The 24,016-nt window shown below is 64.9% G+C and carries 22 protein-coding genes; 14 read left to right on the top strand and 8 right to left on the bottom strand.

Annotated elements, in window-relative coordinates; all coding sequences use genetic code 11:
- Positions 1–223 precede the first annotated feature (223 nt).
- From ACQY4Y_RS07860 to ACQY4Y_RS07830, 7 genes are all read left to right on the top strand, one after another.
- The gene (locus ACQY4Y_RS07860) at positions 224–1,906 is read left to right on the top strand and encodes a hypothetical protein (protein WP_428489999.1); all 1,683 of its coding nucleotides are present in this window, start codon (positions 224–226) and stop codon (positions 1,904–1,906) included.
- 197 nt (positions 1,907–2,103) lie between these two features.
- Positions 2,104–3,228, top strand: coding sequence for an acyl-CoA dehydrogenase family protein (locus ACQY4Y_RS07855; RefSeq protein ID WP_428489998.1), 1,125 nt, complete (start codon positions 2,104–2,106; stop codon positions 3,226–3,228).
- 9 nt (positions 3,229–3,237) lie between these two features.
- On the top strand, positions 3,238–4,473 hold the full coding sequence (locus tag ACQY4Y_RS07850) for an acyl-CoA dehydrogenase family protein (protein WP_428489997.1): 1,236 nt from the start codon (positions 3,238–3,240) through the stop codon (positions 4,471–4,473).
- Positions 4,470–6,584 (top strand): acetate--CoA ligase family protein, encoded by a 2,115-nt coding sequence (locus ACQY4Y_RS07845; RefSeq protein WP_428489996.1) that lies wholly within the window; start codon positions 4,470–4,472, stop codon positions 6,582–6,584. The genes ACQY4Y_RS07850 and ACQY4Y_RS07845 overlap by 4 nt, the downstream gene beginning before the upstream one ends.
- Positions 6,585–6,597: 13 nt before the next feature.
- Positions 6,598–7,509, top strand: coding sequence for a TauD/TfdA dioxygenase family protein (locus ACQY4Y_RS07840; RefSeq protein ID WP_428489995.1), 912 nt, complete (start codon positions 6,598–6,600; stop codon positions 7,507–7,509).
- Positions 7,510–7,676: 167 nt separating this feature from the next.
- Positions 7,677–8,417: an aquaporin Z gene (gene aqpZ / locus ACQY4Y_RS07835; RefSeq protein ID WP_428489994.1), complete on the top strand. Its 741-nt coding sequence runs from the start codon at positions 7,677–7,679 to the stop codon at positions 8,415–8,417.
- A 207-nt stretch (positions 8,418–8,624) separates the two neighbouring features.
- Positions 8,625–9,476 carry an SDR family NAD(P)-dependent oxidoreductase gene (locus tag ACQY4Y_RS07830; RefSeq protein ID WP_428489993.1) on the top strand — a complete coding sequence of 284 codons (852 nt, stop codon included), beginning with the start codon at positions 8,625–8,627 and terminating at the stop codon, positions 9,474–9,476.
- A gap of 87 nt (positions 9,477–9,563) precedes the next feature.
- On the opposite strand, the gene ACQY4Y_RS07825 is transcribed toward ACQY4Y_RS07830, so the two are convergent.
- The 3 genes from ACQY4Y_RS07825 to ACQY4Y_RS07815 are packed head-to-tail and all read right to left on the bottom strand — an operon-like array spanning position 9,564 to position 11,742.
- Positions 9,564–10,559, bottom strand: a complete 996-nt coding sequence (locus ACQY4Y_RS07825) for a Gfo/Idh/MocA family protein (RefSeq protein WP_428489992.1) — start codon at positions 10,557–10,559, stop codon at positions 9,564–9,566.
- The gene (locus tag ACQY4Y_RS07820; protein ID WP_428489991.1) at positions 10,556–11,224 is read right to left on the bottom strand and encodes an HD domain-containing protein; all 669 of its coding nucleotides are present in this window, start codon (positions 11,222–11,224) and stop codon (positions 10,556–10,558) included. The genes ACQY4Y_RS07825 and ACQY4Y_RS07820 overlap by 4 nt, the downstream gene beginning before the upstream one ends.
- An 11-nt stretch (positions 11,225–11,235) precedes the next feature.
- Positions 11,236–11,742, bottom strand: coding sequence for a hypothetical protein (locus tag ACQY4Y_RS07815; RefSeq protein ID WP_428489990.1), 507 nt, complete (start codon positions 11,740–11,742; stop codon positions 11,236–11,238).
- A gap of 169 nt (positions 11,743–11,911) precedes the next feature.
- On the opposite strand from ACQY4Y_RS07815, the gene ACQY4Y_RS07810 reads away from it, so the two are divergent.
- Complete coding sequence (locus ACQY4Y_RS07810; RefSeq protein WP_428489989.1) at positions 11,912–12,781, top strand: SMP-30/gluconolactonase/LRE family protein; 870 nt, start codon at positions 11,912–11,914, stop codon at positions 12,779–12,781.
- Here ACQY4Y_RS07810 and ACQY4Y_RS07805 read toward each other — a convergent pair.
- Together ACQY4Y_RS07805 and ACQY4Y_RS07800 are read right to left on the bottom strand one after the other, a co-directional pair.
- Positions 12,775–13,026, bottom strand: a complete 252-nt coding sequence (locus tag ACQY4Y_RS07805) for a hypothetical protein (RefSeq protein WP_428489988.1) — start codon at positions 13,024–13,026, stop codon at positions 12,775–12,777. The genes ACQY4Y_RS07810 and ACQY4Y_RS07805 overlap by 7 nt on opposite strands.
- Positions 13,027–13,119: 93 nt before the next feature.
- Positions 13,120–14,526: an alpha,alpha-trehalose-phosphate synthase (UDP-forming) gene (locus ACQY4Y_RS07800; RefSeq protein WP_428489987.1), complete on the bottom strand. Its 1,407-nt coding sequence runs from the start codon at positions 14,524–14,526 to the stop codon at positions 13,120–13,122.
- Between the two features lie 214 nt (positions 14,527–14,740).
- Here ACQY4Y_RS07800 and ACQY4Y_RS07795 point away from each other — a divergent pair, with 214 nt between their 5' ends.
- The 4 genes from ACQY4Y_RS07795 (at position 14,741) to guaA (ending at position 19,909) form a co-directional block, all read left to right on the top strand.
- A complete protein-coding gene (locus tag ACQY4Y_RS07795; protein ID WP_428489986.1) occupies positions 14,741–15,793 on the top strand; it encodes a glycosyltransferase family 4 protein in 1,053 nt (350 codons plus the stop codon).
- 94 nt (positions 15,794–15,887) lie between these two features.
- Positions 15,888–17,492 carry a GMC family oxidoreductase gene (locus tag ACQY4Y_RS07790; protein WP_428489985.1) on the top strand — a complete coding sequence of 535 codons (1,605 nt, stop codon included), beginning with the start codon at positions 15,888–15,890 and terminating at the stop codon, positions 17,490–17,492.
- Positions 17,489–18,259 carry an SDR family NAD(P)-dependent oxidoreductase gene (locus tag ACQY4Y_RS07785; protein WP_428489984.1) on the top strand — a complete coding sequence of 257 codons (771 nt, stop codon included), beginning with the start codon at positions 17,489–17,491 and terminating at the stop codon, positions 18,257–18,259. Before ACQY4Y_RS07790 ends, ACQY4Y_RS07785 begins: the two co-directional genes overlap by 4 nt.
- Positions 18,260–18,331: 72 nt before the next feature.
- Positions 18,332–19,909, top strand: coding sequence for a glutamine-hydrolyzing GMP synthase (gene guaA, locus ACQY4Y_RS07780; protein ID WP_428489983.1), 1,578 nt, complete (start codon positions 18,332–18,334; stop codon positions 19,907–19,909).
- A gap of 414 nt (positions 19,910–20,323) precedes the next feature.
- On the opposite strand, the gene ACQY4Y_RS07775 is transcribed toward guaA, so the two are convergent.
- Entirely contained in the window at positions 20,324–21,253 is a 930-nt protein-coding gene (locus tag ACQY4Y_RS07775) for an AraC family transcriptional regulator (protein ID WP_428489982.1), read from the bottom strand.
- A 97-nt stretch (positions 21,254–21,350) separates the two neighbouring features.
- Here ACQY4Y_RS07775 and ACQY4Y_RS07770 point away from each other — a divergent pair, with 97 nt between their 5' ends.
- The gene (locus ACQY4Y_RS07770) at positions 21,351–22,229 is read left to right on the top strand and encodes an NAD(P)H-binding protein (RefSeq protein ID WP_428489981.1); all 879 of its coding nucleotides are present in this window, start codon (positions 21,351–21,353) and stop codon (positions 22,227–22,229) included.
- Positions 22,230–22,271: 42 nt separating this feature from the next.
- On the opposite strand, the gene ACQY4Y_RS07765 is transcribed toward ACQY4Y_RS07770, so the two are convergent.
- The gene (locus ACQY4Y_RS07765; RefSeq protein WP_428489980.1) at positions 22,272–22,868 is read right to left on the bottom strand and encodes a recombinase family protein; all 597 of its coding nucleotides are present in this window, start codon (positions 22,866–22,868) and stop codon (positions 22,272–22,274) included.
- Between the two features lie 147 nt (positions 22,869–23,015).
- On the opposite strand from ACQY4Y_RS07765, the gene ACQY4Y_RS07760 reads away from it, so the two are divergent.
- Positions 23,016–23,918 (top strand): DDE-type integrase/transposase/recombinase, encoded by a 903-nt coding sequence (locus ACQY4Y_RS07760; protein ID WP_428489979.1) that lies wholly within the window; start codon positions 23,016–23,018, stop codon positions 23,916–23,918.
- On the opposite strand, the gene ACQY4Y_RS07755 is transcribed toward ACQY4Y_RS07760, so the two are convergent.
- Positions 23,854–24,006 carry an NAD-dependent epimerase/dehydratase family protein gene (locus tag ACQY4Y_RS07755; RefSeq protein WP_428489978.1) on the bottom strand — a complete coding sequence of 51 codons (153 nt, stop codon included), beginning with the start codon at positions 24,004–24,006 and terminating at the stop codon, positions 23,854–23,856. The two genes, ACQY4Y_RS07760 and ACQY4Y_RS07755, sit on opposite strands and share 65 nt — an antisense overlap.
- Positions 24,007–24,016 lie beyond the last annotated feature (10 nt).

The raw sequence follows: 24,016 nt of genomic DNA, 5'->3' as shown, positions 1-24,016 counted from the left end.
GGGCCCAGGCAGTGTGTCCGCAAATATGGCCCCGATCGGCCCGCGGCGCCATCCGGAAGCCCAGCCCAGGCCACTGAATCGGGACCATTCGTTGCATGACAATTGCCCTCACCACCCAAGATGACCAGAAACTTAGTCTTTTTGTCATCAAATCGCCGCCGACCGATTTTCGCCCCGACCGTAGGTTGCCCGCTCTCGCCTCCACCCACGGTCTGAGGAAACGATGCCCAAAGCCACCAGCCTCAAATACGCCCTGCTATCGGCCGCCACTATCGGCGTTGCCTTCAACATACAACCCGCGGTGGCCCAGACCGACGCCCAGATCCAGACGATCCAACAGCAGATCAGGGCGCTGCAGTCGCAGTTGAACCAGCTCAAGTCCAACCTCTCGACACGAGACCGCGAGCTGCGCGCCGCGCAGCAACAGGCCAGGGCGGCACAGCAGCAGGCCGCCGCCTCGGCCCAAGCCGCCCAGGCCGCCGCCGCTCGGCCTCCCGTCGCCGCTCCGCTCCCGGTCGCCGCCGCGCCAGCCGCCCCGCCGGAACCGCCGCTGCCGCAAGGTGCATTCCGGGTCGGCGGACTGACCGTCACTTTGGGCGGGTTCGCCGCCGCCGAGGGCCTCTACCGCTCGCGCAACCAGGCCTCCAGCGTCGCCACCAACTTCGGCAGCATCCCGCTGCCCAACACACCGGCGTTTCACACGCCCGAGTATCGCGAAACAGCGCAGCAGAGCCGTCTTCAGCTCCTGACCGAAGGACACCTGGACGACGCACAGACACTCAGCGCCTTTGTCGCGACAGACTTCCTCAGCGCCGGTACATCGTCGAATTCGACCGAGAGCAGCAGCTACACGCTGCGTCTGCGTGAGTTCTATGGCGCCTATGACAACAGCGACTGGGGGCTGCATGTGCTCGGCGGCCAAAGCTGGAGCCTTGCCACAATGTTCAAGACCGGCCTGGAGCCACGCAAGGAGAACGTGCCACTGACCATCGACGCGCAATACGTCGTCGGCTTCAACTGGGCCCGCCAGGCCGAAATCCGTGTCGCCAAGGACTTCGATGATCATAAGATATGGCTCGGGCTGTCGCTGGAATCACCGCAGACCACGTTCGGCAGTTCCGCCGGTCCGAACTGCTTGACCGGAGCCCAGGCGACGACCGCGGTCGGCGGCGGCACGCTGGAAGACACCCAGTGCGGCGGGTCCAACGTCAATTCCATCCAGGCCTACAGCGCCAACTACGCCCCCGACGTGATTATCAAGGCGGCCGCGGATCCGGGCTGGGGCCACTACGAGGTGTATGGACTGCTGCGCTTCCTCGACGGCCGCGTCTCGTTCGCCAGCACCGGGTCGGGCAAGGGATACGAAACCACCGGCGAGGGCATCGGCGGCGGCATGATCCTGCCGCTAATACCGAAGATGCTCGACTTCCAGGTCAGCGGCCTGATCGGGCAGGGCATCGGTCGCTACGGTTCGGCGCAAATCGCCGACGCCACGTTCTCCCCCACCGGCAAGATCGAGCCGCTGTCGGAGTATTCGATCATGGGCGGCTTCGTCGGCCATCCCATCCCGGCGGTCGATGTCTATGCCTATGGCGGCGCCGAGGGCGCCGACCGCAAATCGTTCTCGGGAACCGCCGGCTACGGCAATCCAGCTGTCAACCTGTCCGGCTGCGAGCTGGAGCTCGGTTCCTGCAGCGCGGTGACCTCCAACGTTATCGAAGGCACGCTGGGCGCCTGGTGGCGGGTGATCAAGTCGCGCTACGGCACCATGCAGCTCGGCGCCCAATATGAGTACGTAAACCGCAACACCTTCTCCGGCATCGGAGCCACCAGGGGCAGCACCGTCTCGCCGTCCGCCGACGAGAACATCGTCCTGTTCAGCCTGCGCTACTACCCATTCCAGTAGCTCACGCTCGGCCAGACCACTGGCCAAGTGTAATGACTCAGGTTGAAACTTCCAAGACTGAGAGTGTCAACGACGTGTTCTGCTCAATGAGTGCAGGCGGATACCCCTTGATCACGGCGCCCTAATGGCCGCCGGACTTGCCGCTGTGGCGTCGGCGGACAACAATCGGCCGTGAGATGAAACAGGGGCAGGACGCGATGAACTTCGAATTCTCGGATGAATTGATCCAACTCCGAGATCAGGCTCGGCGATTTCTGACCGATCGCTGCCCGCCGGCGGTGCCGAGGCGCATCCTCGATACCAACGAACCTTATGCGGCGGACCTGTGGCGGGCGATTGCCGAGATGGGATGGACCGGCGCTGCAATTCCTGAAGAGTACGGCGGGGTCGGTCTCGGCCGGCTCGCGGTGTGTGTGCTGGCCGAGGAAATCGGCCGAGCGGTGGCCCCGGTGCCGTTTTCGTCCTCAGTTTACCTGGCGACCGAGGCGATCATGCTGTTCGGGTCGGAGCAGCAGAAGCAAACCTGGCTACCGAAACTGGCGTCGGGTGAGCTGATCGGCACGTTCGCGTTCGCCGAGCGGCCCGGGCCGTTCGATGCGACAAAGCTGAACGCCGCTGTCTCAGGCGGCCGGCTTACCGGAACAAAACTGGCGGTGCCGGATGGCGACATCGCCGACATCGCCGTGGTCGCCACCCGTGGCGGGGCTGGCGCCTGCCTGCATCTGGTGGATCTGAAAGCCGCCGGCGTCACGCGCGAGACGGTGGTTACATTCGATCCGACCCGTTCGCATGCCAATGTGGAGTTTTCCGCTGCCCAGGCGGAACCGCTGCCGGGCAGCATCGGTGCGGGAACGGTGCGCACCCTGCTGGATTACGCGGCGGTGCCGATGGCTTTCGAGCAGGTGGGCGGCGCGCAGGCCGCGCTGGACATGGCGAACGCTTACGCCAAGGAACGGTTCGCCTTCGGCCGACCGATCGGGTCGTTCCAGGGAATCAAGCACAAGCTGGCCGAAATGTATATACAGGTCGAGCTGGCGCGGTCGAATGCGTATTACGGCGCCTGGGCGGTACACAGCAATGCCGCTGAACTGCCGATCGCCGCCTCGGTCGCCAGGATCGCCGCCTGCGAGGCCGGCTGGTTCGTTACCAAGGAAAACATCCAGACCCATGGCGGCATGGGCTTCACCTGGCAGATGGACTGTCACCTTTACTACCGGCGCGCCAAGCTGCTGGGCCTGAACCTGGGCGGTGCGCGTGAGTGGAAGCACCGGCTGGTGACCGAGTTGCGCGCCCGCAACACCACCGACCTGGAAGCGGCATAGGAGCGGACAATGGATTTCGACGACACCCCAGAAGAAGCCGCATTCCGCGCCGAGGCTCGGCGCTTCCTCGAGGCGAATGCCGAACGGCGCAAGCCCGGCGCGGTGGAGGGCTATCGGCGCGGCCAGGACGCACCTGGCGCAATGCAGCGCGCGAAGGACTTCCAGCGCCGCAAGTATGAGGCCGGTTTCGTCGGCATCCATTGGCCCGTGGAATGGGGCGGACGCGGCAGCAGCCAGATTGAGAATGTCATCTACAACCAGGAAGAAGCAAAATACGACGTGCTTTCGGGCATCTTCGGGATCGGCGTCAACCTGGCGCAGCCGACGATCTGCAGTTGGGGCACGGCGGAACAGCGCGAGCGCTTCGTACGGCCGGCGATGCGGGCCGATGAGGTCTGGTGTCAGTTGTTCAGCGAACCGGGCGGCGGATCGGACCTCGCCGCGCTGCGCACCCGAGCCGAGAAGGATGGCGACGAATGGGTGGTCAACGGCCAGAAGATCTGGAACTCCGGCGCGCATTACAGCGATTTCGGCATCCTGGTGGCGCGCAGCAATCCCGACGTCCCGAAGCATGAAGGGCTGACCTTCTTCATCCTAGATATGAAGACTCCGGGGATCGAAATCCGCCCGATCCGCCAGGTCTCCGGATCGTCGCATTTCAACGAGGTGTTCTTCGACAACGTCCGGATTCCCGACAGCCGCCGGGTCGGCCCGGTTGGCGCCGGTTGGAAAGTCGCGCTGACCACGCTGATGAACGAGCGCCACGGTATGCGCGACGCACCCGGCCCCGATGTCGCGGAACTGTTCCGGCTGGCGCAGGCGATCGACCTGGAAGACGGGCCGGCGATCGATGACTCGGCGGTGCAGGAACGGCTGGCGGAGTTCTATACCCGCTCGCAAGGACTGAAATACACCAAGTTCCGCGGCATGACGGCGCTGTCGCGCGGGCAGACGCCGGGGCCTGAGTCCTCGATCATCAAGGTGGTCGCGGCGAACAAGCTGCAGGACATTTTGTCATACGGGCTGGATATGATCGGGATGGCGGGACCGACGATGGGCGAGGCGATGCCGGTCGCGGGCATATTCGAGGAAGCGCTGCTGTATTCCCCGGCGCTGCGCTTGGCCGGCGGTACCGACGAGATCATGAAGAACATCATTGCCGAACGGGTGCTGGGGCTGCCGCAGGATCCGCGTGCTGACAAGGGACTGCCGTTCCGCGACATCCCGACCGGGGCGCGAAAGTGACGCCCCACAAGCTGCATAGTTTCTTCTGGCCGGAATCGATCGCGGTGCTGGGGGCGTCCCCCGACCTGCATCGAATCCGCGGCCGGTTGTTTAGGCAGCTGCGCGACAACGGTTTTCCCGGGCGCGTGCTGCCGATCAATCCAAGCTATCAGGAACTCGATGGGCTTCGCTGCTACCCCTCGATCGGCGCGGTCAAGGGCGATATCGACTTGGCGTTGATCGCCATTCCCGCCGCCGGTGTCGCCGCGGCGGTCGAAGAATGCGCCCGGGCTGGGGCCAAGAACGTGCTGATCATCAGTTCGGGCTTCGCCGAGGAAGGCGGTGCCGCGGGCGACATGCAGGCCGAGCTTCTGGCGGTGACGCAACGAACTGGCATCCGCGCCTGCGGACCGAACTGCGAAGGCTACTACAACGCGCTGGGCCGCGTCGCCACCACGTTCAGCCCGACGGTGGAGACCAAGGAACAGGACGACCGCACGCTGGTCTCTCAGCGCCGTGTCGGGGTCATCGCCCAGTCCGGTGGTATCGGGTTCGCACTGTTCAATCGCGGCGCGGCGGCGGGGCTGGGCTTCAGCTACGTGATCTCGACCGGCAACGAAGCCGACCTGACGATGGCCGACTTCCTGGATTACATGGTGGAAGATCCGCAAACCCACGCGGTGATGCTGTTCTGCGAGGCGGTGCGCAATGGACCAGGCTTCGTGGCGGCGCTGGAAAAGGCTCGCGCGCTCGGCAAGCCGGTGATCGCCATCAAGGTCGGTCGTTCCGATGCCGGCAAGCGGGCCAGTGCTTCGCACACCGCCTCGCTGTCCGGATCCCACACCGCCTATCATGCAATCTTCGAGCGTTACGGCGTGATCGAGGCCGAGGATGCCGACGAAGCGGTTGCCATCGCCGGGGTGGTGCTGACCTGCCCGCTGCCGATCGGAAGGCGCGCCGGGATCATCACCGTTTCGGGCGGCGGCGGTGCCTGGATGGCGGACACTTTGTCGGCGCACGGGCTGCTGGTGCCCAACCTCTCGGCGGCATCGCAAGCGGCATTGCGCCCGTTGATGCCGTCGTACGGCGCGTCGGGCAATCCGGTCGATGTCACCGCGCAAGGGTCCAACACCGGCCCCGCCATGATGACCGTCATGGAACACCTGGCTCGGTCGGACGAGATCGACATCATGGTGCTGGTGACCTCGCTCGCCAGCGAGACCCGGGTATCGCTGGACGCCGACCGAATACGCGCGGTGGCGAACAGCTGCGGCAAGCCGATGACGGTTTGGAGCTACACCCTGCCGTCGGCGTTCGGGCGAACGGCGGCGGCCGGGTGCGGGCTGTTCGTGCACAGCGACCTGCGCAATGTCGGCGTGGCGATGGGCAAGTTGGCGGGCTACGCCGAGGCGTTGCGGCGGCCGCTGCCGGAGCCGTTCACGCCGGTGTCCGGGCGGTTGTATCCCGGCCTGCCGCCGGTGGTGCCGGAGTATCTGGCCAAGCAGGTGCTGGCAGCCTGGCTGCCCGATGCGCCGGAACACTTGGCAGGGTCAGCGGAAGAGGCCGCCGATGCGGCGGAACGCCTGGGTTTCCCGGTGGTGCTGAAAGTGCAGTCGCCACACTTGCCGCACAAGACCGAGGTGGGCGGGGTAAAGCTGGCACTGGCCGACCGCGCCGCCGTTACCACTGCATATACAGAAATGTTGACAGATGTGGGACGCCGAGCGCCGGGGGCGAACATCGAGGGGGTGCTGGTGCAGGGGATGGCGCCGCGCGGGCACGAACTGGTCATCGGCATGGTGAACGATCCGACCTTTGGCCCGATCATGATGCTGGGCTTCGGCGGCACCACGGTGGAATTGTTCGGCGACGTGGTACACGCACCGGCGCCGGTCGATGAGGCGGAGGCGACGCGGCTGATCCTGTCGTTGAAAGCGGCTCGTCTGTTGACCGGGTTTCGCGGTGCCGAACCGATCGATCTGACGCCGCTGGCACGTTTGGTGGCGGCGCTGTCGCGGGCGGCGCTGACACTCAGCGATCAGGTGCTGGAGTTCGAGTTGAACCCGGTGATCATGCACGCGGACGGATCGGGGCTGACGGTCGCCGATGCGCTGCTGCTGATGAAACAATAGCGGAGGGCGTGAAATGCTGAGCATTGAACCGAGCGGCGCGATCCTTGGCGCCACCGTTCGCGGCATCGATCTGGCACGACCGATGGCGGAAGCGGCGTTCGGCCGTATCCTGCTGGCGCTGGGTCAGCACGGCGTGCTGCGGTTTCCGAATCAGCAACTGGATATTGGCGACGTCAAGCGCTTTTCCGAACGGTTCGGTGAGATCCAGGGCAATCCGATCCAGTCCGTCGATGCTACTCAGCCATATCCCGAAGTCGGCATCCTGTCGAACGTCAAGCAGAACGGTGCCTATATCGGCAGTCCCGATGCTGGTCAGGACTGGCACACCGACATGTCGTATCGGGACACGATCGGCTTCGTCAACGTGCTGTATGGCATCCGCATTCCGCGTCGCGATGGCAAGCCGCTGGGCGGCACCGAGTTCGCCAACACGGGCGCAGCGTACGATGCGCTACCGGCGGACATCAAGACCAGGCTGGACGGCATGACCGCCACCCACGATTTCGAGAAATTCTGGGAGCATATGCGCCAGCACAAGGCAAGCGGTCGGCCGGCGATGACCGACGAGCAACGCCGGCGGCGTCCGCCGGTGGTGCATCCGGTGTGCCTGACCCATCCGATCACCGGGCGTAAAATGCTGTACTGCAACGAAGGCTACGCGGTGCGGATCAATGAACTGACGCAGCGGGAAAGCGACCGGATGCTGGAGTTTCTGTTCCGCCATCAGCTCGAAATGCGGTTTCGTTACAAGCATGACTGGAACGAAAATGACCTGCTGATCTGGGATCACCTGGGCACCATTCATCGTGCCATTGCCGATTATGGCCCCGAAGAGATCCGCCTGATGCGCCGTTGCCAGGTGATGGCGACAAAGGTGTTCGATCCGGCGTTCCTAAGACCGGCGCTGCAAGCGGCCTGCGCCTGAGGCTTTGCCTCAAAGCTGTCACGTGTCCTCACTGGATCGTTAGATGCCAACCTGATCAAATAGATATCAGATATTTCTACCCTGAGCTTGGGTGAGCGGCTAGGCTTTACGGATGGTTATCGGGTCCGCTGGCGGACGGGGTTCTTGTAAGGTGTGGGGGGCGCGTAATGCAGGACGATATGGCACGTCGGGTGACCGCCGAGCTGTTTGGCACATTCTGGCTGGTGTTCGGCGGATGTGGGGCGGCGGTATTGAATGCTGCATTTCCGGCGTTGGGGATCGGCTTTCTCGGGGTGGCGTTCGCCTTTGGTCTGACCCTGCTGACAATGGCCTATGCGGTCGGGCCGATTTCCGGCGGCCATTTCAACCCGGCGGTGACGCTGGGACTTTGGTCGGCCGGCCGCTGTGCCAACAAGCACGTCGTGCCGTACATCATCGCCCAGTTGATCGGCGCGATCGCGGCGTCGGCGGTGTTGTGGCTGATCGCATCGGGCAAGCCGGACTGGGTGCCGAAGGGGTTCGCGGCGAATGGTTACGGCGACCTCAGCCCGGGCAAATATTCTTTAACGGCGTGCTTGATCTGCGAGTTGGTGACGAGCTTTTTCTTTCTGTATATCATCATCGGAACGACATCGAAGGGTGCCTCGTCAGGGTTCGCCGGCATTCCGATCGGGCTGGCGCTGACGCTGATCCACCTCATTTCGATCCCGGTCACCAATACCTCGGTCAATCCGGCGCGTAGCACCGGGCCGGCCCTGTTCGCCGGTGGCGCGTATATCGATCAGCTTTGGCTATTCTGGGTGGCGCCGATCGCCGGGGCGATGTTCGCCGGGGCGGTGGCGCGGTGGATGTTTGAGCCGGACACCATGGTGCATACGACCGTCGTCGAGGATCGTAGTACCGCCTGAACGGCGGTGCGGCGCGGCGGCAACGGCGGTCGGCGCCTGATGGGCCGGTGATCGGGCTAAGGGTGACCGGGCTACACAGGTCGGCGTTAGGCCAGCGGCGGCAACCCAGGGGACGGGAGCGCGGCACAGGACCAATTGCGGAACAGGACCACTGGCCGGCAACGCGATATCGGGCGAAGATAGCCGCGCAAACGGGGAAACTGTCCGATGTCCAAGCTGTCAGGAAAAGTCGCGATCGTCACCGGCGCCAGCCGGGGCATCGGTCAGCAGATCGCCGAATTGTTCGCCGCCGAAGGCGCCAAGGTGGTCTGTGCCGCGCGCACGCTGAACGAAGGCGAGCACCGCATGCTGGAGGGCTCGCTATCGCGCACCGTGGCGCTGATACGCGACAAGGGGGGCGAGGCGACAGCGGTAACCGCCGACGTTTCCATTGAAGCCGAGTGCCTGGCACTGGTGCAGGCCGCGCGGGAAAGCTACGGCGCGATCGACATCCTGGTGAACAACGCGGCGCTGAACTACTACCAGCCGACCGATACCTATCCAACGAACCGCTGGGTGCGCTGCTTCGCGATCAACGTGCACGCCCCGTTCATTCTTGCCAAGGCGGTGCTGACCGACATGATCCCGCGCCGCAGTGGCGCCATCGTCAACATCAGTTCGGGTGCGGCGATCGGACCGGGACGCGGCCCGTATGACGACAAGACCGTGCGCGGCGGGGTGATGTATGGCGCGACCAAGGCGGCGCTGGAGCGCTTCACCCAGGGTCTGGCGCAAGAGGTCGCGCAGTACGACGACATCAGCGTCGCAGCGGTGTCGCCGTCGCAGGTGGTGCCGACGCCGGGGACGATCCACCACAAGCTGGTCAGCGGGATCGACGACCCGAAGGGCGAGCACCCGATGCTGATGGCGCGCGCCGCGCTGCTGCTGGCGAGCGAACCGGCGGCGAGGGTGAACGGGCGGGTGACCTACAGCCAGCAGATCCTGAAGGACTTTGGCTGGATCGAGCAAGCGAAGGGCCGCGGCGTCACCACCAGCGGGTCCGGCTACTCCCTGGTCTGACCAGAGGCGGTCTGACCAAAGGCGGTCTGACCTTAGGCGGTCTGACCAGAGGCGATCTGACCTTAGGCGGTCTGAGCAGCGACGCCGTCAGCCGACGCTGACCGGTGCTCCGGCGGCGACCGAGGCCGCCACCGCTTCGAACACCTCAACACCATGCATAATCTGGTCCAGCGGTGTCGGGAATGGCCGTTTGGCGACGATGCTGGCGGCGAACGCTTCCAGTTCGGCGTTCAGCATGTTGAAGCCGGTCGTCTCGGTCACCTCGGGGTCAGCGGCGCCGTGCGCGCCGCCACCCGCCGCCGGGACCAAGCGAAACAGCGTCATCGAATGGCCAAGTACTTCGGCGAAGCCCTTGGTGCCATAAACCGCCATGCGGTAGTGCGGTGTCGCGGCGGTGGAGCAGAAGATGTGGCCCGAGGCGCCATTGGCGAAGCGCAGCAGCACATCGGTGGTGTCATCGGCGAGCGGCGCCGCGCGGCGTGCCACCTCGGCGTAGACTTGGCGGATCGGGCCGAACAGATCGATCATCCCATCGACCAGATGCACCCCGATCGCGGTCATCGCGCCAGCCGGCGCCTCGGCGGGGCTGACCCGCCAGGAATCCTTCGCCAGGCTTATGCCGGCCAGCGCGGTCTGCTCGGCGCTGATCGTCACCAGGGTGCCCAGCCGGCCACCGGCCACCGCCTGCTTCAACAGGTGCATCGACGGATGGAAGCGTCGGTTGAAGCCGATCGCCAGCACGATGCCGGCAGCGTCGGCCGCCTGCCGCGCACGCGCCGCATCGACAAGCGACAGGCTGAACGGTTTCTCGACGAAAACGTGCTTGCCGGCGGCGGCGGCGCGGGTCACCTGGTCGGTGTGCTGGGTGTGCGGCGTGGCGAAAACCACGGCATCGATCTGCTTGTCGTTCAGCACCGCGTCCAGCGACCCGACCCAGCGCAGTCCGGCCTCGGCGCAGAAGCCGGCCGCGGTCGCCTGGGTGCGGGTATGGGCGGTAGTGAAGCGGATCGCCTCACTGTCGCGTACGCTGTTGACCAGGTTCTGGCCCCACCAGCCAAGTCCGACGATCGCGGCCCGTATCATTCGCCTGTCCCTCCGATTTCATCCAGCAGAGCCTGCACGAAGTGCCGCATGGTCCGGGTTCGCGCGTCGGCCAGCGACTGGCCAGCCTTGGTTTGAAAATTCCCCGCCACCTTGAACAGCTTGGCGCCGAAATGGTCCAGTGCGAAGCGGCGGTCGTCCAGGTTCCGCCTGGCCGCTGGCGCATCGTCCGGATCATACAGGCCTGACCCCATGCGCCCGGCCACATAGAAGCAGCGGGCAATGCCGATAGCACCGATCGCATCCAAACGGTCGGCGTCCTGCAGGATGCGGGCTTCGGGCGTTTTCGCGGCGATCCCGGCGGAGAAACTATGTGCCTCGATCGCGTGTGCGGCGGCATCGATCCCGGGCGCTTCCCAGCCCAGCTCCGCCAGTATGCCGCGCGCTCGGCATGCCGCCAGACGGGAGGCCTGCGACCGCAGCGGCGAGTCTTTTTCTACCGCCACACAATCATGCAGGATGACGGCGGCGGTCAGCACGGCGCGGTCGCACTCCACTTCGCGACCGGCGATCGAGGTCGCATTCTGCCACACCCGCAGCAGATGCGACCGATCGTGCGAGCCGTCGTCGCCGTCGGGGCCGAGCGCGGCCAGCAAGCGCGCCGCGAGCGCCGCCTGATCAGCGAAATTGGCTTCGATCCAGTCCATGCGTCCGGGGTTTAGCGATCGCGCTTGCGTTGCGCGACCTTGACCGCCTGGGACACGCGCCCGATTTCGCGTGGGTCGCTCTTGACGGTTGGCCGCCCGCTGACTTTCGGCGCCATGCCCTTGTTCGCCGAGCGGCCGGACGCCGGATGCTGAGTGGTCGTGGCGGTGCGCTTACGCTCGACCGCCTTGCGCATGACCTCGGCCTGGGTCGGTGCGTTCAGTTTGCGCAGCGCCGCCGTCACCCGCTGCAGCGCATCGACCAGCGCCTGAGCCTTGGCCCCGGTCCCGGTATTGTCGCGCGCGGGGGTGGCACCGCGGGGCTTGCCCTTGCCGCTGATTTCACGGCTCTGCTGACGGCCGATGCGGCGGGCTCGGTCGCGGGCGTTGCGCAGCCGTTTCCCCAATGCTTGAAGCTGGTCCTTCGAAAGTGTGGCGACTCCGGGCGTCCGGGTCTGATCGACCATCTCGCGTTCCGCCACACTGAGCAGACGATCCTCGGGGTGGGATGGCTCGTTCATGGCACGGTTCCTATGACAGGCGGCCTATACGCTTTACCAGATCTTCCAGGCCCGCTGGTGTCGTTCAGCCCGATGCAGGATAATCCAGTTTGATATTGGCGCAATCCGGCAGGTTGGCTGGATAGGCGACTGATCGGGCGACGGCAACCGCGCCCAGGAGGGCAGCCATATGAGTGATTTTGAGGTGGTCTGGGACTCGCGCTGCGGCGTGGCCGAGTCCCCGGTGTGGGACGCCGCCCATCGACGGGTGATGTTCTGCGATATCGACGGCAAGCGCATCAACGCTTTGTCGATCGGCAGCGGTGCTCGGGAATCCTGGGAGTTTCCCGACATTGTCGGCAGTTTCGGACTGTGCCGGTCGGGCCGCCTGGTGGTTTCCCAGCGTCATCACGTCGTGCTGTTCGACCCGGTCTCCGGCGCGCTGACCGATTTGACGGGAAAGATCGCCGAGCCGCCGACCAATCGGTTGAACGATGGCAAGGTGGGACCGGATGGCGCGTTCTGGGTCGGCAGCATGGACGGCAACACGCCACGCCAGAAGGTTGCCGCGCTGTATCGCGTGACCGCGGACGGTCAGGTGACCAAGCAAGAGGGCGGCATCGCCGGATCGAATGGCCTTGCCTGGTCGCCGAACGGGCGGATCATGTACCATTCAGATTCCACGGTCGGAATCATCCAGGCCTGGGATTTCAACCCGGTCACCGGCGCGCGCGACAATCATCGCATCCTGGCGCGACTGACCAGCGCGGACGGCCGCCCCGACGGCGCCGCCACCGACGCCGACGGCAACTACTGGTCGGCCGGCCCATCGGCGGGATGCCTGAACTGCTTCAGTCCAACCGGAGAATTGCTGCGTAAATGGCAATTTCCAGTGCCCGGCCCGACGATGCCGTGCTTCGCCGATGGCGGCTTGTATGTGACCTCGCTGCGCGACGGAAAGTCGGCCGAGGTCTTGGCCGAGTTTCCAACGCTCGGCGGCCTGTTCCGGGCCGACGCGCCGGTATCGGGCACTCGGGTCGGTTTGTTCGCCGATCAATAGGACCGATACGGCGGCGGCCGTGGCGTGGTCGCCGCCCCACCGACCGCGCCAAGCGCTCCGCCAGCCAGTCCGCCCACCAGCGCGCCAGTGCCACCGCCCGCCAGGCCACCCACCGCGGCGCCCGCGCCAACGCCGAGCAATCCGCCACCCACGGCACGCTGGTTTGGATCATACGGGTCGGTGCAGCCGCTGAACGCCAGCGCCATTGCCAGCAGCAGTGCGCCAGTCGCGACAAACCTCGGCATCGGAATCTATCCTCGTTCCTGTAACGATATGCCGATATAGGCACCCTCGTCAGCGGTGCCGAGCCGCCGGAACGTCACGATATGGCGACGAGATCAGGAAATCGCGCGCAGACGCGGTTTCACCGGCTGGGTATCGGGCACCCCCAAATGATTCAGGAACACGGTGCAGAATTGCCGCGCGGTGCTGGTGCGGACCTTTTCATGCAACGCCTGCCAGCGCTCGCGACGCTCTTCCAGTTCCATCGCCAGGGCGATATGCATCGCCTCGGCGATCTCGTCGGAATCGTAAGGGTTGACCATCAGCGCCTCGGTCATTTCTTCGGCCGCGCCGGCGAAACGGGACAGGATCAGGACGCCGGGATCCTCCGGGTCCTGCGCCGCGACGAATTCCTTCGCCACCAGGTTCATGCCGTCCCGCAACGGGGTGACCACGGCGATGCGCGACAGCCGGAAGAACCCGGCCAGCGTGTCGCGCTTGACCGCGCGCGTCATGTAGCGCAGCGGCGTCCAGTCGAATTCGGAGTAGCGCCCGTTGGTATCGCCAACGATGCGGTCGAGTTCACGCCGCAGACGCTGGTAGGACCCTTGCTCTTCGCGTGAACGGGCTGCGATCTGCAGGAAGCTGACCTGCCTGCGGTGCTGCGGATAGTTGGCGAAGAACCGGCCGATCGCCTCGAACCGGTTGATCAGGCCCTTGGAGTAGTCCAACCGATCGACACCGATCGCCAGGCCCCCCTTACTTAAACTGTCTCGCAGCAACCGGGCATCCGACCCGCGCGCGGCAACGATCGCCTGTTCCGAGAACGCATCGGCGTCGATGCCGACCGGATCGACGATCGCGCGGACCGCATGGCCGCGCCAGGTGAAGCGGCCGTCCGGATCGGGATGCACACCAAAATTCTCGGCCACGCAGTCGAGGAAGGCGGCGCGATAGCTGCGGGTGTGAAAGCCGACGATGTCATAGGCGCACAGGCTATTCAGCAGTTCGCCAGATCGCGGCAGGGCGTTGAAGATCGAAGGCGGCACGAACGGCGTGTGCAGAAAGAAGCCGATGCGGTTGGTGACGCCCAGAGCGCGCAGTTCGGCGGCCATCGGGATCATGTGGTAGTCGTGCACCCAGATCATGTCGTCGGGCCGCAGCAACGGCAACAGCGCCGCGGCAAACTGCCGATTGACCGAACGGTAGCCGCCATAATCCTCCGTCTTGAAGTCGAGCAGCCCGAGGCGGAAGTGCAGCAGCGGCCACAGAGCGCCATTGGAGAAGTTGACGTAGAACGACCGGTAGTCGGCTTCGGTCAGGTCGATCGTGGCGTAGGTGATACCGTCAGACCGCTGGATGTGCGTGGTGCCCGCCCCGCGCGTGGATCGCCTCCCGCTCCAGCCGAACCACAAGGATCCGGGTTGCAAGGCGTCAGCCAGGGCGACCGCCAAGCCGCCAGCCTTGGCACCGCGTTCCGATGGCAGCGGCACCCTGTTGGAAATGACAACCAGCCGCGACATTCGCACCCCCCCAGATGATCGGGCCCAGATGATCGGGCCCCCGCAGCGGCGCCGTTCCGCCTGCCTAAACGCAAACCCGGCGGCGTGGTCTCCTCGGAGCGGTCACATCGGTGTGAAGCCGTCGAGTTTGGCAGCTTCATGAACGGTTTCGCCGCAAAAAAACCTAATCCGGGCGGCGTTAGTGGCTGCGTAGAAGACCGGGAGCCAGCTCATTATGCGTATAGCCCAGATCGCGCCGCTCACTGAATCCGTTCCGCCGCGCACCTATGGCGGGACCGAGCGGGTGGTGTCGTACCTGACCGAGGAACTGATGGCGATGGGACACGACGTGACGCTGTTCGCCAGCGGTGACTCCATCACGACCGCGAAACTTGAATCCGCCTGGCCGTGCGCGTTGCGGTTCGATGCCACGCTGCGCGATGCGATGGCGCCGCAGATGCTGTTGATGGAGAAGGTCTATCAGCAGGCGCAGGATTTCGATGTGCTGCATTGTCATCTGGACTACTGGCCGTTCTCCTTGCTCAGCCGGCAGCAGACGCCGTTCATGACGACGTTGCATGGCCGGCTCGACCTGCCGGAGCTGACGCGGATCTATGATTGCTTTGGCACCGCGCCGCTGGTCTCGATTTCGGACGCACAGCGCCGTCCGCTGCCGCGCGGCAACTTCATAAGCACCGTGCATCATGGCCTGCCCCCCGACTTGCTGACGCCGCAGCCCGGGCGGCGCGACTATCTGGCGTTCCTGGGTCGGATCTGTCCCGAAAAGTCTCCCGACCGGGCGATCCGCATCGCTCGCGCCGCCGGCATGAAGATGAAAATCGCGGCCAAGGTCGACAGGGTCGATCGCGAGTATTTCGAAACCACGATCCGGCCGCTGATCGATGGTCAGCAGATCGAGATGATCGGTGAGATCGGCGACGCCGAGAAGCCGGCGTTCCTGAGCGGCGCCAAGGCGCTGCTGCTGCCGATTGACTGGCCCGAGCCGTTCGGCCTGGTGATGATCGAGGCGATGGCCTGCGGCACGCCGACCATCGCCTTCCCCGCCGGTTCGGTGCCCGAGGTGATCGATCACGGCGTGACCGGGTATATCGTGCATGACGAAAGCTCCGCCGTTGCCGCGGTGGCTCGGCTCGACCGGCTTGCCACCGGCATCATCCGCGACCGCTTCGAGCAGCGCTTCACCGCCCGGCGGATGGCCGAGGATTACGTGACCCTGTATCGTCGGATGGCGGTGAAATCCCGTCCGGCGCTGCGCGTGGTGACCTAGTTTTACGTCGGACCGGACAGCTCACGTCTGGTCAACGCCCGGCGGTTCGGCTTCACTGGCCGCCAGAACGGCGGCCAGGAGGGGAAACCGCGGCATGCAAGCGGGCAAGCAATACGACTTCATCATCGTCGGCGCGGGATCGGCGGGTTGTGTGCTGGCCAATCGCCTGAGCGCCGACCCGAACACGAAGGTGCTGCTGCTGGAAGCGGGCGGCAAGGACACCGATCCGTGGATCCACATCCCGGCCGGGTTCTATCGCAACATCTACAATCCCAAGGTCGCCTGGTATTTCGAGACCGAACCGGTTGAGCAACTGAACCATCGTCGCATTTCGTGGCCGCGCGGCAAGGTGCTGGGTGGATCGTCCTCGATCAACGGACTGATCTACATCCGCGGCCAACGCCAGGATTTTGATCTCTGGCGCCAATTGGGCAACGCCGGCTGGTCGTATGACGACGTGCTGCCGTATTTCCGCAAGGCCGAGGATCAAGAGCGCGGCGCCAACGACTACCACGGCGAAGGCGGCCCGCTGGGGGTGTCGGACCTTAAGACCGACCATCCGCTGCACGACGCCTTCCTGGCCGGCGCGCAAGAGGCAGGTCATAAACTCAATCCCGACTTCAACGGCGCGGTGCAGGAAGGTGCCGGGCCGCTACAGTTGACGGTGAAGGGGCGGCGCCGGTGTTCCGCCGCGGCAGGTTATCTGAAGCCGGTCCGCTCGCGTGCCAACCTGACGGTGGAGATTCGCGCCCTGACGCATCGGGTGCTGCTGGACAACCAGCGCGCCGTCGGTATCGAATACAGCCAGGATGGCGCACTGCACCGCGTGATGGCCAAGCAAGAGGTGCTGTTGTGCGGCGGCGCGATCAACTCGCCGCAGATCCTGCAACTGTCCGGCATCGGGCCGGGGGCACTGTTGCAGTCGCTGGGCATCGAGGTGCAGCACGACCTGCCGGGGGTCGGTGAGAACCTGCAGGACCACATCGGCGGCCGCATCATCCACCGTTGTGTCGACGGCACGGTGACGATGAACGAGATCTACCACAACTGGCTGCGCCGGCTGTACGCAGGGGCCGAATGGATCCTGGCGCGGAAGGGCCCGCTGATGACCGGCGCCGGGCCGATGGGGCTGTTCGTCAAGACCCGTCCGGAGCTGGACAGCCCCGACGTGCAGTATCAGTTCCTCGCCGGCAGCACGGAAAAGACCGGCGAACCGATGCACCGCTTTCCCGGCTGCACAATGGTCGCCATTCCGTGTCGGCCGGAGAGTCGCGGCTGGCTGCGCATCCAGTCGCCCGACCCGACAAGGCCGCCGGCGATGCAGCCGAACTACCTGTCGACCCAGGCCGACCGCGACACCATCGTCGCCGGGCTGCGGGTGACGCGCCGGATCTTCGACACCGCCAGCATGCGCCGATACTGCAAGGAGGAGATTTATCCCGGTCCACAGGCGCAGACCGACGAGGACCTGCTGAACCACGTCCGCGCCACCGCCGGCACCACTTTCCATCAGACCAGCACCTGCATGATGGGTCCCGGCCCGAAAGCCGTCGTGGATAGCGACCTGCGGGTCAAGGGTCTGCAGGGTCTGCGGGTGATCGACGCCTCGGTGATGCCGACGGTGGTTTCGGGCAATACCAACGCCACGGTGATCATGATCGCCGAAAAGGGAGCGGACATGATCCTGCAAGCGGCATGAGTCCAACGGACCCGATCGACCAGACATTCGCCGGCAAGGTCGCGCTGATCACCGGCGCGGGGAAGAATATCGGGCGCACCATCGCGCTCGATCTGGCGGCCCGCGGCGCCTCGGTGGTGGTCAACGGTCGCAGCGACCGGTCCGCGGTCGATGGCGTTGTCGCCGAGGTCAATGCCGCCGGCGGTCAGGCCATCGGCTACCTGGCGGATGTTTCAGACCCGGCGGCGACCCAATCGATGATCGAGGCAGCGGTGGCGGCGTTCGGCGGCATCGACATCCTGGTCAGCAACGCCGGACTGCGCCGGCAGACGCCGTTCCTTGAGATGTCGTTCGCCGAATGGCGCGAGATCCTCTCGGTCGCCCTCGACGGCGGTTTCGTCCTGGCTCGGGCGGCAGTGCCGCACATGCTGGGCCGTGGCGGCGGCGCGATCGTCGCATTGTCGGGGATTTCGACCCATGTCGGAACGCCCAACCGATGCCATGTCTCGGCCTCGAAGGCCGGGCTGGAGGGATTGATGCGGGCGCTGGCGGTGGAACTGGCGCCGCACGCGATCACCTGCAACACGGTCGCCCCCGGTGCGGTGGACACCGTGCGCGGTGCGTCGGCCGGCGCCCTGCCCAGCAGCCTGCGCGACAGCGGACCGCCGCTGGGGCGGAAGGCCGATGTGGCGGAGATTTCCGCCGCGGTGCGATTCCTGGCCGGGCCCGAGGGGCGCTACATCACCGGCCAGACGCTGCACGTGAACGGCGGAGCGTTCCTGACCTGACACGCGACGCTTGCAAAGCCGCCGGCCGCATGGTCCAAGGCGGGGGATCAAGCGCTGGCGATGACCCAATCGATGACCGATTCCCTGCCTGATCCGGCGGCTACTCCCGAACGCATCCTGATCCTGGATTTCGGCAGCCAGGTGACCCAGTTGATCGCCCGCCGGTTGCGTGAATCAGGGGTCTACTGCGAGATCTGGCCATTCAACGCCGATGCCGCCAGGATCACCGCCTGGCAGCCGCGCGGCATCATCCTGTCCGGCGCCCCGGCCTCGGTGCACGAGGCGATATCGCCGCTGGCCCCGACGATGGTGTTCGACCTCGGTGTTCCGGTGCTGGGTATCTGCTACGGCGAACACTTGTTGTGCCATCAACTCGGCGGCGCTGTGGAACCGTCCGAGCACCGCGAGTTCGGCCGTGCCTACGTCGAAATCGCCGATGATTGCGCGCTGTTTCATGGCGTCTGGGCGAAGGGCGGACGCGAACAGGTCTGGATGAGCCATGGTGACCGGGTGACCCGCCTGCCGCCGGGGTTCCGGGTCGTGGCGACCAGCGACGGCGCTCCGTTCGCCGCCATCGCCGACGACAGTCGCCGCTTCTACGGCGTGCAGTTCCATCCCGAGGTGGTGCACACCCCGCATGGCGCGCAGTTGCTGCGTAATTTCACCCGCGATGTCGTCGGGCTGTCCGGTTCGTGGACGATGGCTGGGTTTCGCGCCACCGAGATTGCCAGAATCCGAACCCAGGTGGGGGCTGGACGTGTGATCTGCGGATTGTCGGGTGGGGTGGATTCCTCGGTCGCGGCGGTGCTGATGCATCAGGCGATCGGCGAGCAGTTGACCTGCATCTTCGTCGATCATGGCCTGCTGCGCCACGGCGAAGCCGAGCAGGTGGTAGAAACGTTCCGGGATAGGTTCAATATCAAGCTGGTGCATCGCGATGCCTCGGACCTGTTCCTGGCCGCGCTGGATGGGGTCAGTGATCCCGAAACCAAGCGCAAGACCATCGGGCGGCTGTTCATCGAGGTGTTCGAGCAGGAAGCGGCCAAGATCGGCGGGGCCGACTTCCTGGGCCAGGGCACGTTGTATCCGGACGTGATCGAGAGCGTCAGCTTCACCGGCGGTCCATCCGTTACGATCAAGTCACATCATAATGTCGGTGGCCTTCCGGCGCGAATGCGGATGAAGCTGATCGAGCCGTTGCGCGAATTGTTCAAGGACGAGGTCCGCGCGCTGGGCCGAGAGCTTGGCATGCCGGAGGCGATCATCGGGCGGCATCCGTTTCCCGGGCCTGGGCTGGCGATCCGCATTCCCGGCGCGGTGACGCGGGAAAAGGCCGATCTGCTGCGCAAAGTGGACGCCATCTACCTGGAGGAGATCTGCCTGGCCGGATTGTACGATGCGATCTGGCAGGCGTTCGCGGTTCTGTTGCCGGTGCGCACGGTCGGCGTGATGGGCGACGGGCGTACCTACGACATGGCATGCGCATTGCGCGCGGTCACCAGCACCGATGGCATGACGGCGGATGTCTATCCGTTCGAGATGGGGTTTCTGACCCGGGTTGCTGGACGGATCGTCAATGAGGTGCGGGGAGTGAACCGGGTGACCTACGATATCACCAGCAAGCCACCGGGCACGATCGAGTGGGAGTGATCCCACGTCTGGCATAGGCCGGCATCAATAGGCACAAAAATATACCTAAGCCCACGTAAAAACGTAATTTTTCTGTTCTTGTCCTGGCATAACCTAGCAGCCTCCGGCACCGCCAAGCACTGTTTTTTTATGGCATAATAGATGGTATCAACCCCGTGTGATGCCATGAACAACCACCAATACCATGCAAGCTACCTCAGGCAATCATGGTATTGGCTTTACATAACCTTTTGATATTATTGATTTTTTTGCTTCAAAAGGCTGTCTGTAGATATCAGCGCTGATTGGCACGGTCTGTCAGCGATAAGTTTCACCGTGCGACGCGGCACGTGGTCCCGTAAGGGATGGTTGAGGGAGAAGGCCTATGTCTTCCCGGAACCCATCTGGTGCCGAGGTGAGAAAACCGATGTTGGGTTAGGCGAGGCTGGTAATCGACGCTTCCGCGCGGGCGTAGCGGCGAGGCGAGCAACCGATAATGCGGCGGAACGCCGTGTTGAAGGCGTTCTCGGACTCATAGCCAAGCTCGTTAGCGATCGTACCAAGCGGTTCGTGCCCATCCGTGAGCCTGTCTCGCGCCAACATCATGCGCCACTGAGCGAGGTAGCCGATCGGTGTCTCGCCAACCCGCACCCGAAACCGCTGCGCGAAGATCGACCGGGATAGCCCGGCCCGGCCCGCCAGTTCTGCCAGCGTCCAACGGTGCGCCGGGTCGGCGTGCATCGCCTCGATCGCCCTGCCGAGATGCGGGTCGGCGAGCGCGTAGAGCAAACCCACGCGGTCCTTGGCCTGCCGTGCCAAATGAAGCCGGAACGCTTGCAACAACATCAGATGCGCCAGATGCCGTGCGGCGAGCGTGCCGCCGGGTCGGCCGGCGCGCATTTCCGTCATCATCTGGTTGATGCACCAGCGCAGCGCATCGCGATCCTCCGCGTCGTGCAGGTGGATAAGGGGCGGCAATGTGCCAAGCAGCGCCCCCGCCTTACGACTGTCTATCTCGAAACGCGTGCCGGCGAACGCGAAGTCTCCGCCGCCGTTGTGCAGGATAATGTCACCGGGCCGGGTGTTGGCGAGCACGTCCTGCGCTTCGGCCGGGTCGAGATTCAGGTTGCTGGCAAGCGTGAAGGGACGGCCGCTTGGCAGGATGATACAATCTCCTGCCGTAAGCCGCACCGACGCGTCCATGCCTTCCACCGCCAGCCAACAAGCACCAGCCGTCACCGCATGACATTTGATCGTGCCGGGTCGATTACCGAACCGGATCGCCCATTCGCCTCCGGCGTCGATGCCGGCGGTCAGGTAGCTTTCGGGCTTAAGGATCGCGAGAATATCGGACAGCGGGTCCATTGCAGTTCCGGACGATGGCGAAGGAATGAGCTACGATCGAGTGTAGAGCGTGCGGGGGCGTCTGGCTATCTGTAGGTCCAATCAACCGGAGCTATCCATGATCGTCGTTACCACCCCGACCGGCAACATCGGTCGTCATGTTGTTCGCCACCGCCTCGCTGCCGGCGAAGCGCTGCGCCTGATCGTGCGCGATCCTTCGAAGCTGCCGCACGACGTGCGCGAGCAGGTAGAGGTAGTGGAAGGGTCGCATGGCGATGCCGCCGTAGTCGATCGTGCGCTCCGGGGAGCCGACGCGGTGTTCTGGCTGTGCCCGCCAACGCCGTCCCCGACGCCCGCCGCCGCGACCGTCGATTTTGCTCGGCCCGGTGCAGAGGCCATGCGCCGGCATGGCGTGCGGCATATCGTCGCCGCGACGACACTCGGCCGTGACACCCCGTGGCAGGAGCGCGCCGGCAATGCGACTGGCTCGATCCAAATGGTGGACCTCCTACGGACGACAGGCGCAGCCGTGCGCGGGCTCGCGCTGCCGGCGTTCATGGAAAACGCGCTGCGGCAAGCGCCTGCTATCCGGCAAGGTAAGATGTTTGGCCCGATCGCGCCTGACAAGAAACTGCCGCACACCGCCAGCCGTGATACTGGCGCTGCCGCTGCCGGGCTGCTGAGTGATCGTAGCTGGTCGGGACAGGAGGACGTGCCGGTTCTTGGCCCGGAGGAGCTGTCCTACACCGATCTGGCGGCGATCATCTCGGAAGTTACCGGCCGGGAGGTCCGCTACGAGCGCCAAACCTACGAGGCGTACAAAGAGGCCGCGATTGGATACGGACTGACTGACGCGTTTGCACAGGGCTTCGTGGACATGCTGCGCGCCAAAGAGGAAGGCATGGACAACGTTGCACCGCGCGCGACGGCCATCATTGGGGCAACCTCTTTCCGGCAGTGGGTAGAGGAAGAATTGCAGCCAGCCCTAGCCGACTGACGGTTCCACAAACGAAGACTCAGCAGGACGGTCGTGGCAAGATCATGCCGCCTTTGCGGTAGGCGCGGCGGGTTGGCGTCCAAGCGTCCGGTAGACGGTTGGACGCGAGATCGAAAACACCTCGGCGAGATCGCTGATCGAGTAATCATCGGTGTCGTACATGCGGCGCAACTCCTTCTGCTGGCGATCCGACAGCTTGGGCTTCTTGCCGCGCAGCTTCCCTTTCGAGCGCGCGACGGCCATCCCTTCGCGGGTCCGCATCCGTATCAGGTCGGCCTCGAACTCGGCGAATGTCGCGAGGATGTTGAAGAACAGCTTCCCCATCGGATCGGACGGATCATGCACGCTTGCCCCGAGCTGTAGCTTTACGCCCCGCACGGCAAGGTCGTCGCCGATCGCTCTCGCATCCGGCACCGACCGCGCCAGTCGGTCGAGCTTGGGCACCACCAGCGTGTCGCCACTTCGTACCGCCGCAAGCGCCTGATCCAGACCGGGCCGGGACCGGTTCGTGCCGGTGAATCCCTTGTCCGTGTAGATGCGATCAGCCGCGACACCGAGCTTCACCAAGGTGTCCTGCTGGGCGGCGAGGTCCTGTTTGTCAGTGGAGTAGCGGGCGTACCCGATCAGTGTGTGCGTCATGGCTCATTTGTAACGCAAAGGGGTCCCTTAACGCAAAAGATATAGTACCATTTATCTGAGACTCGGCTTCTGGCGGTTTACCGTGCCTCGACAGGTTGGACAGCGACCGTCCGCTGAACGATCCTCTTTCGGACGGGGTAGATCACCATGACCGATGATCGAACACCAGAACCGGGAAGTGCCGAAGTCGCGAAACGGATGGCCGTGCTTCGCCGTCACCTCCATGACGCGGTGCCGCTGGGTGAGGCCGCTACCGATGCCGGCATATCGCTCCGCACCGCCCGCCGCTGGCTTACCCGCTACCGTGCCGATGGCCCCGCAGGGCTTGCGCGTCCCACCCGACCGGAAGCCGGCAAACGCACCTTCCCGAAAGAACTGGTCGAACTGGTTGAGGGCATGGCGCTGCTCAAACCGCCGCCATCGATCGTGACCATCCATCGCCGTCTCGCCGGCATCGTCGGCGAACGGGAATGGCGAATGCCGTCCTATGGCAGCGTGCGCGATATCGTGCGCCGGATCGATCCGGCGATGCTGACCTTAGCCCATGGAGGCGCTGCCGCCTTTCGCGACAAGTTCGAGCTGGTGCATCGGCACCGCGCCGAACACCCCAATGCCATCTGGCAAGCCGATCATACCCAGCTCGATATCCTGATCCTCGATGCAGGCGGTTGCCCGGTGCGACCGTGGATGACGACCGTGCTGGACGATCACTCGCGCGTGATCGCGGGCTACATGGTCTTCCTTGGTGCGCCTTCCGCGCTCAACACCTCGCTCGCACTGCGACAGGCGATCTGGCGCAAGGCCGATCCGGCATGGCCGGTGTGCGGCATTCCCGATGTGCTGTACGTCGATCACGGATCGGACTTCACCAGCCTCAACCTCGAACAGGCTGCGGCCGATCTGCGTATCCGCCTGATCTACTCTGCCGTCGCGCGCCCACAGGGGCGCGGCAAGTTGGAGAAGTCGTGGTTGAAGGCCGCGTGGATCAGGCCGTCGGTCGCCTGGCGGCGGTGCCCAGGCGGTCCAGGTCGTTCACATCCGAACGGCTGAGCCCGACCACGTGATGGCCTGCATTGATGAGTTCCGGAACGAGAAAGCAACCGATAAAGCCAGTGGCCCCTGTCAGAAACGCTCGCATCCTGCGCCTC

Origin of the sequence: Rhodopila sp. (genome assembly GCF_965277165.1) — a bacterium.
In the GTDB taxonomy this organism is placed as follows: domain Bacteria; phylum Pseudomonadota; class Alphaproteobacteria; order Acetobacterales; family Acetobacteraceae; genus Rhodopila.
Note: the sequence above shows the minus strand (reverse complement) of the source record. Positions and strands in the feature narration are given on the sequence as shown.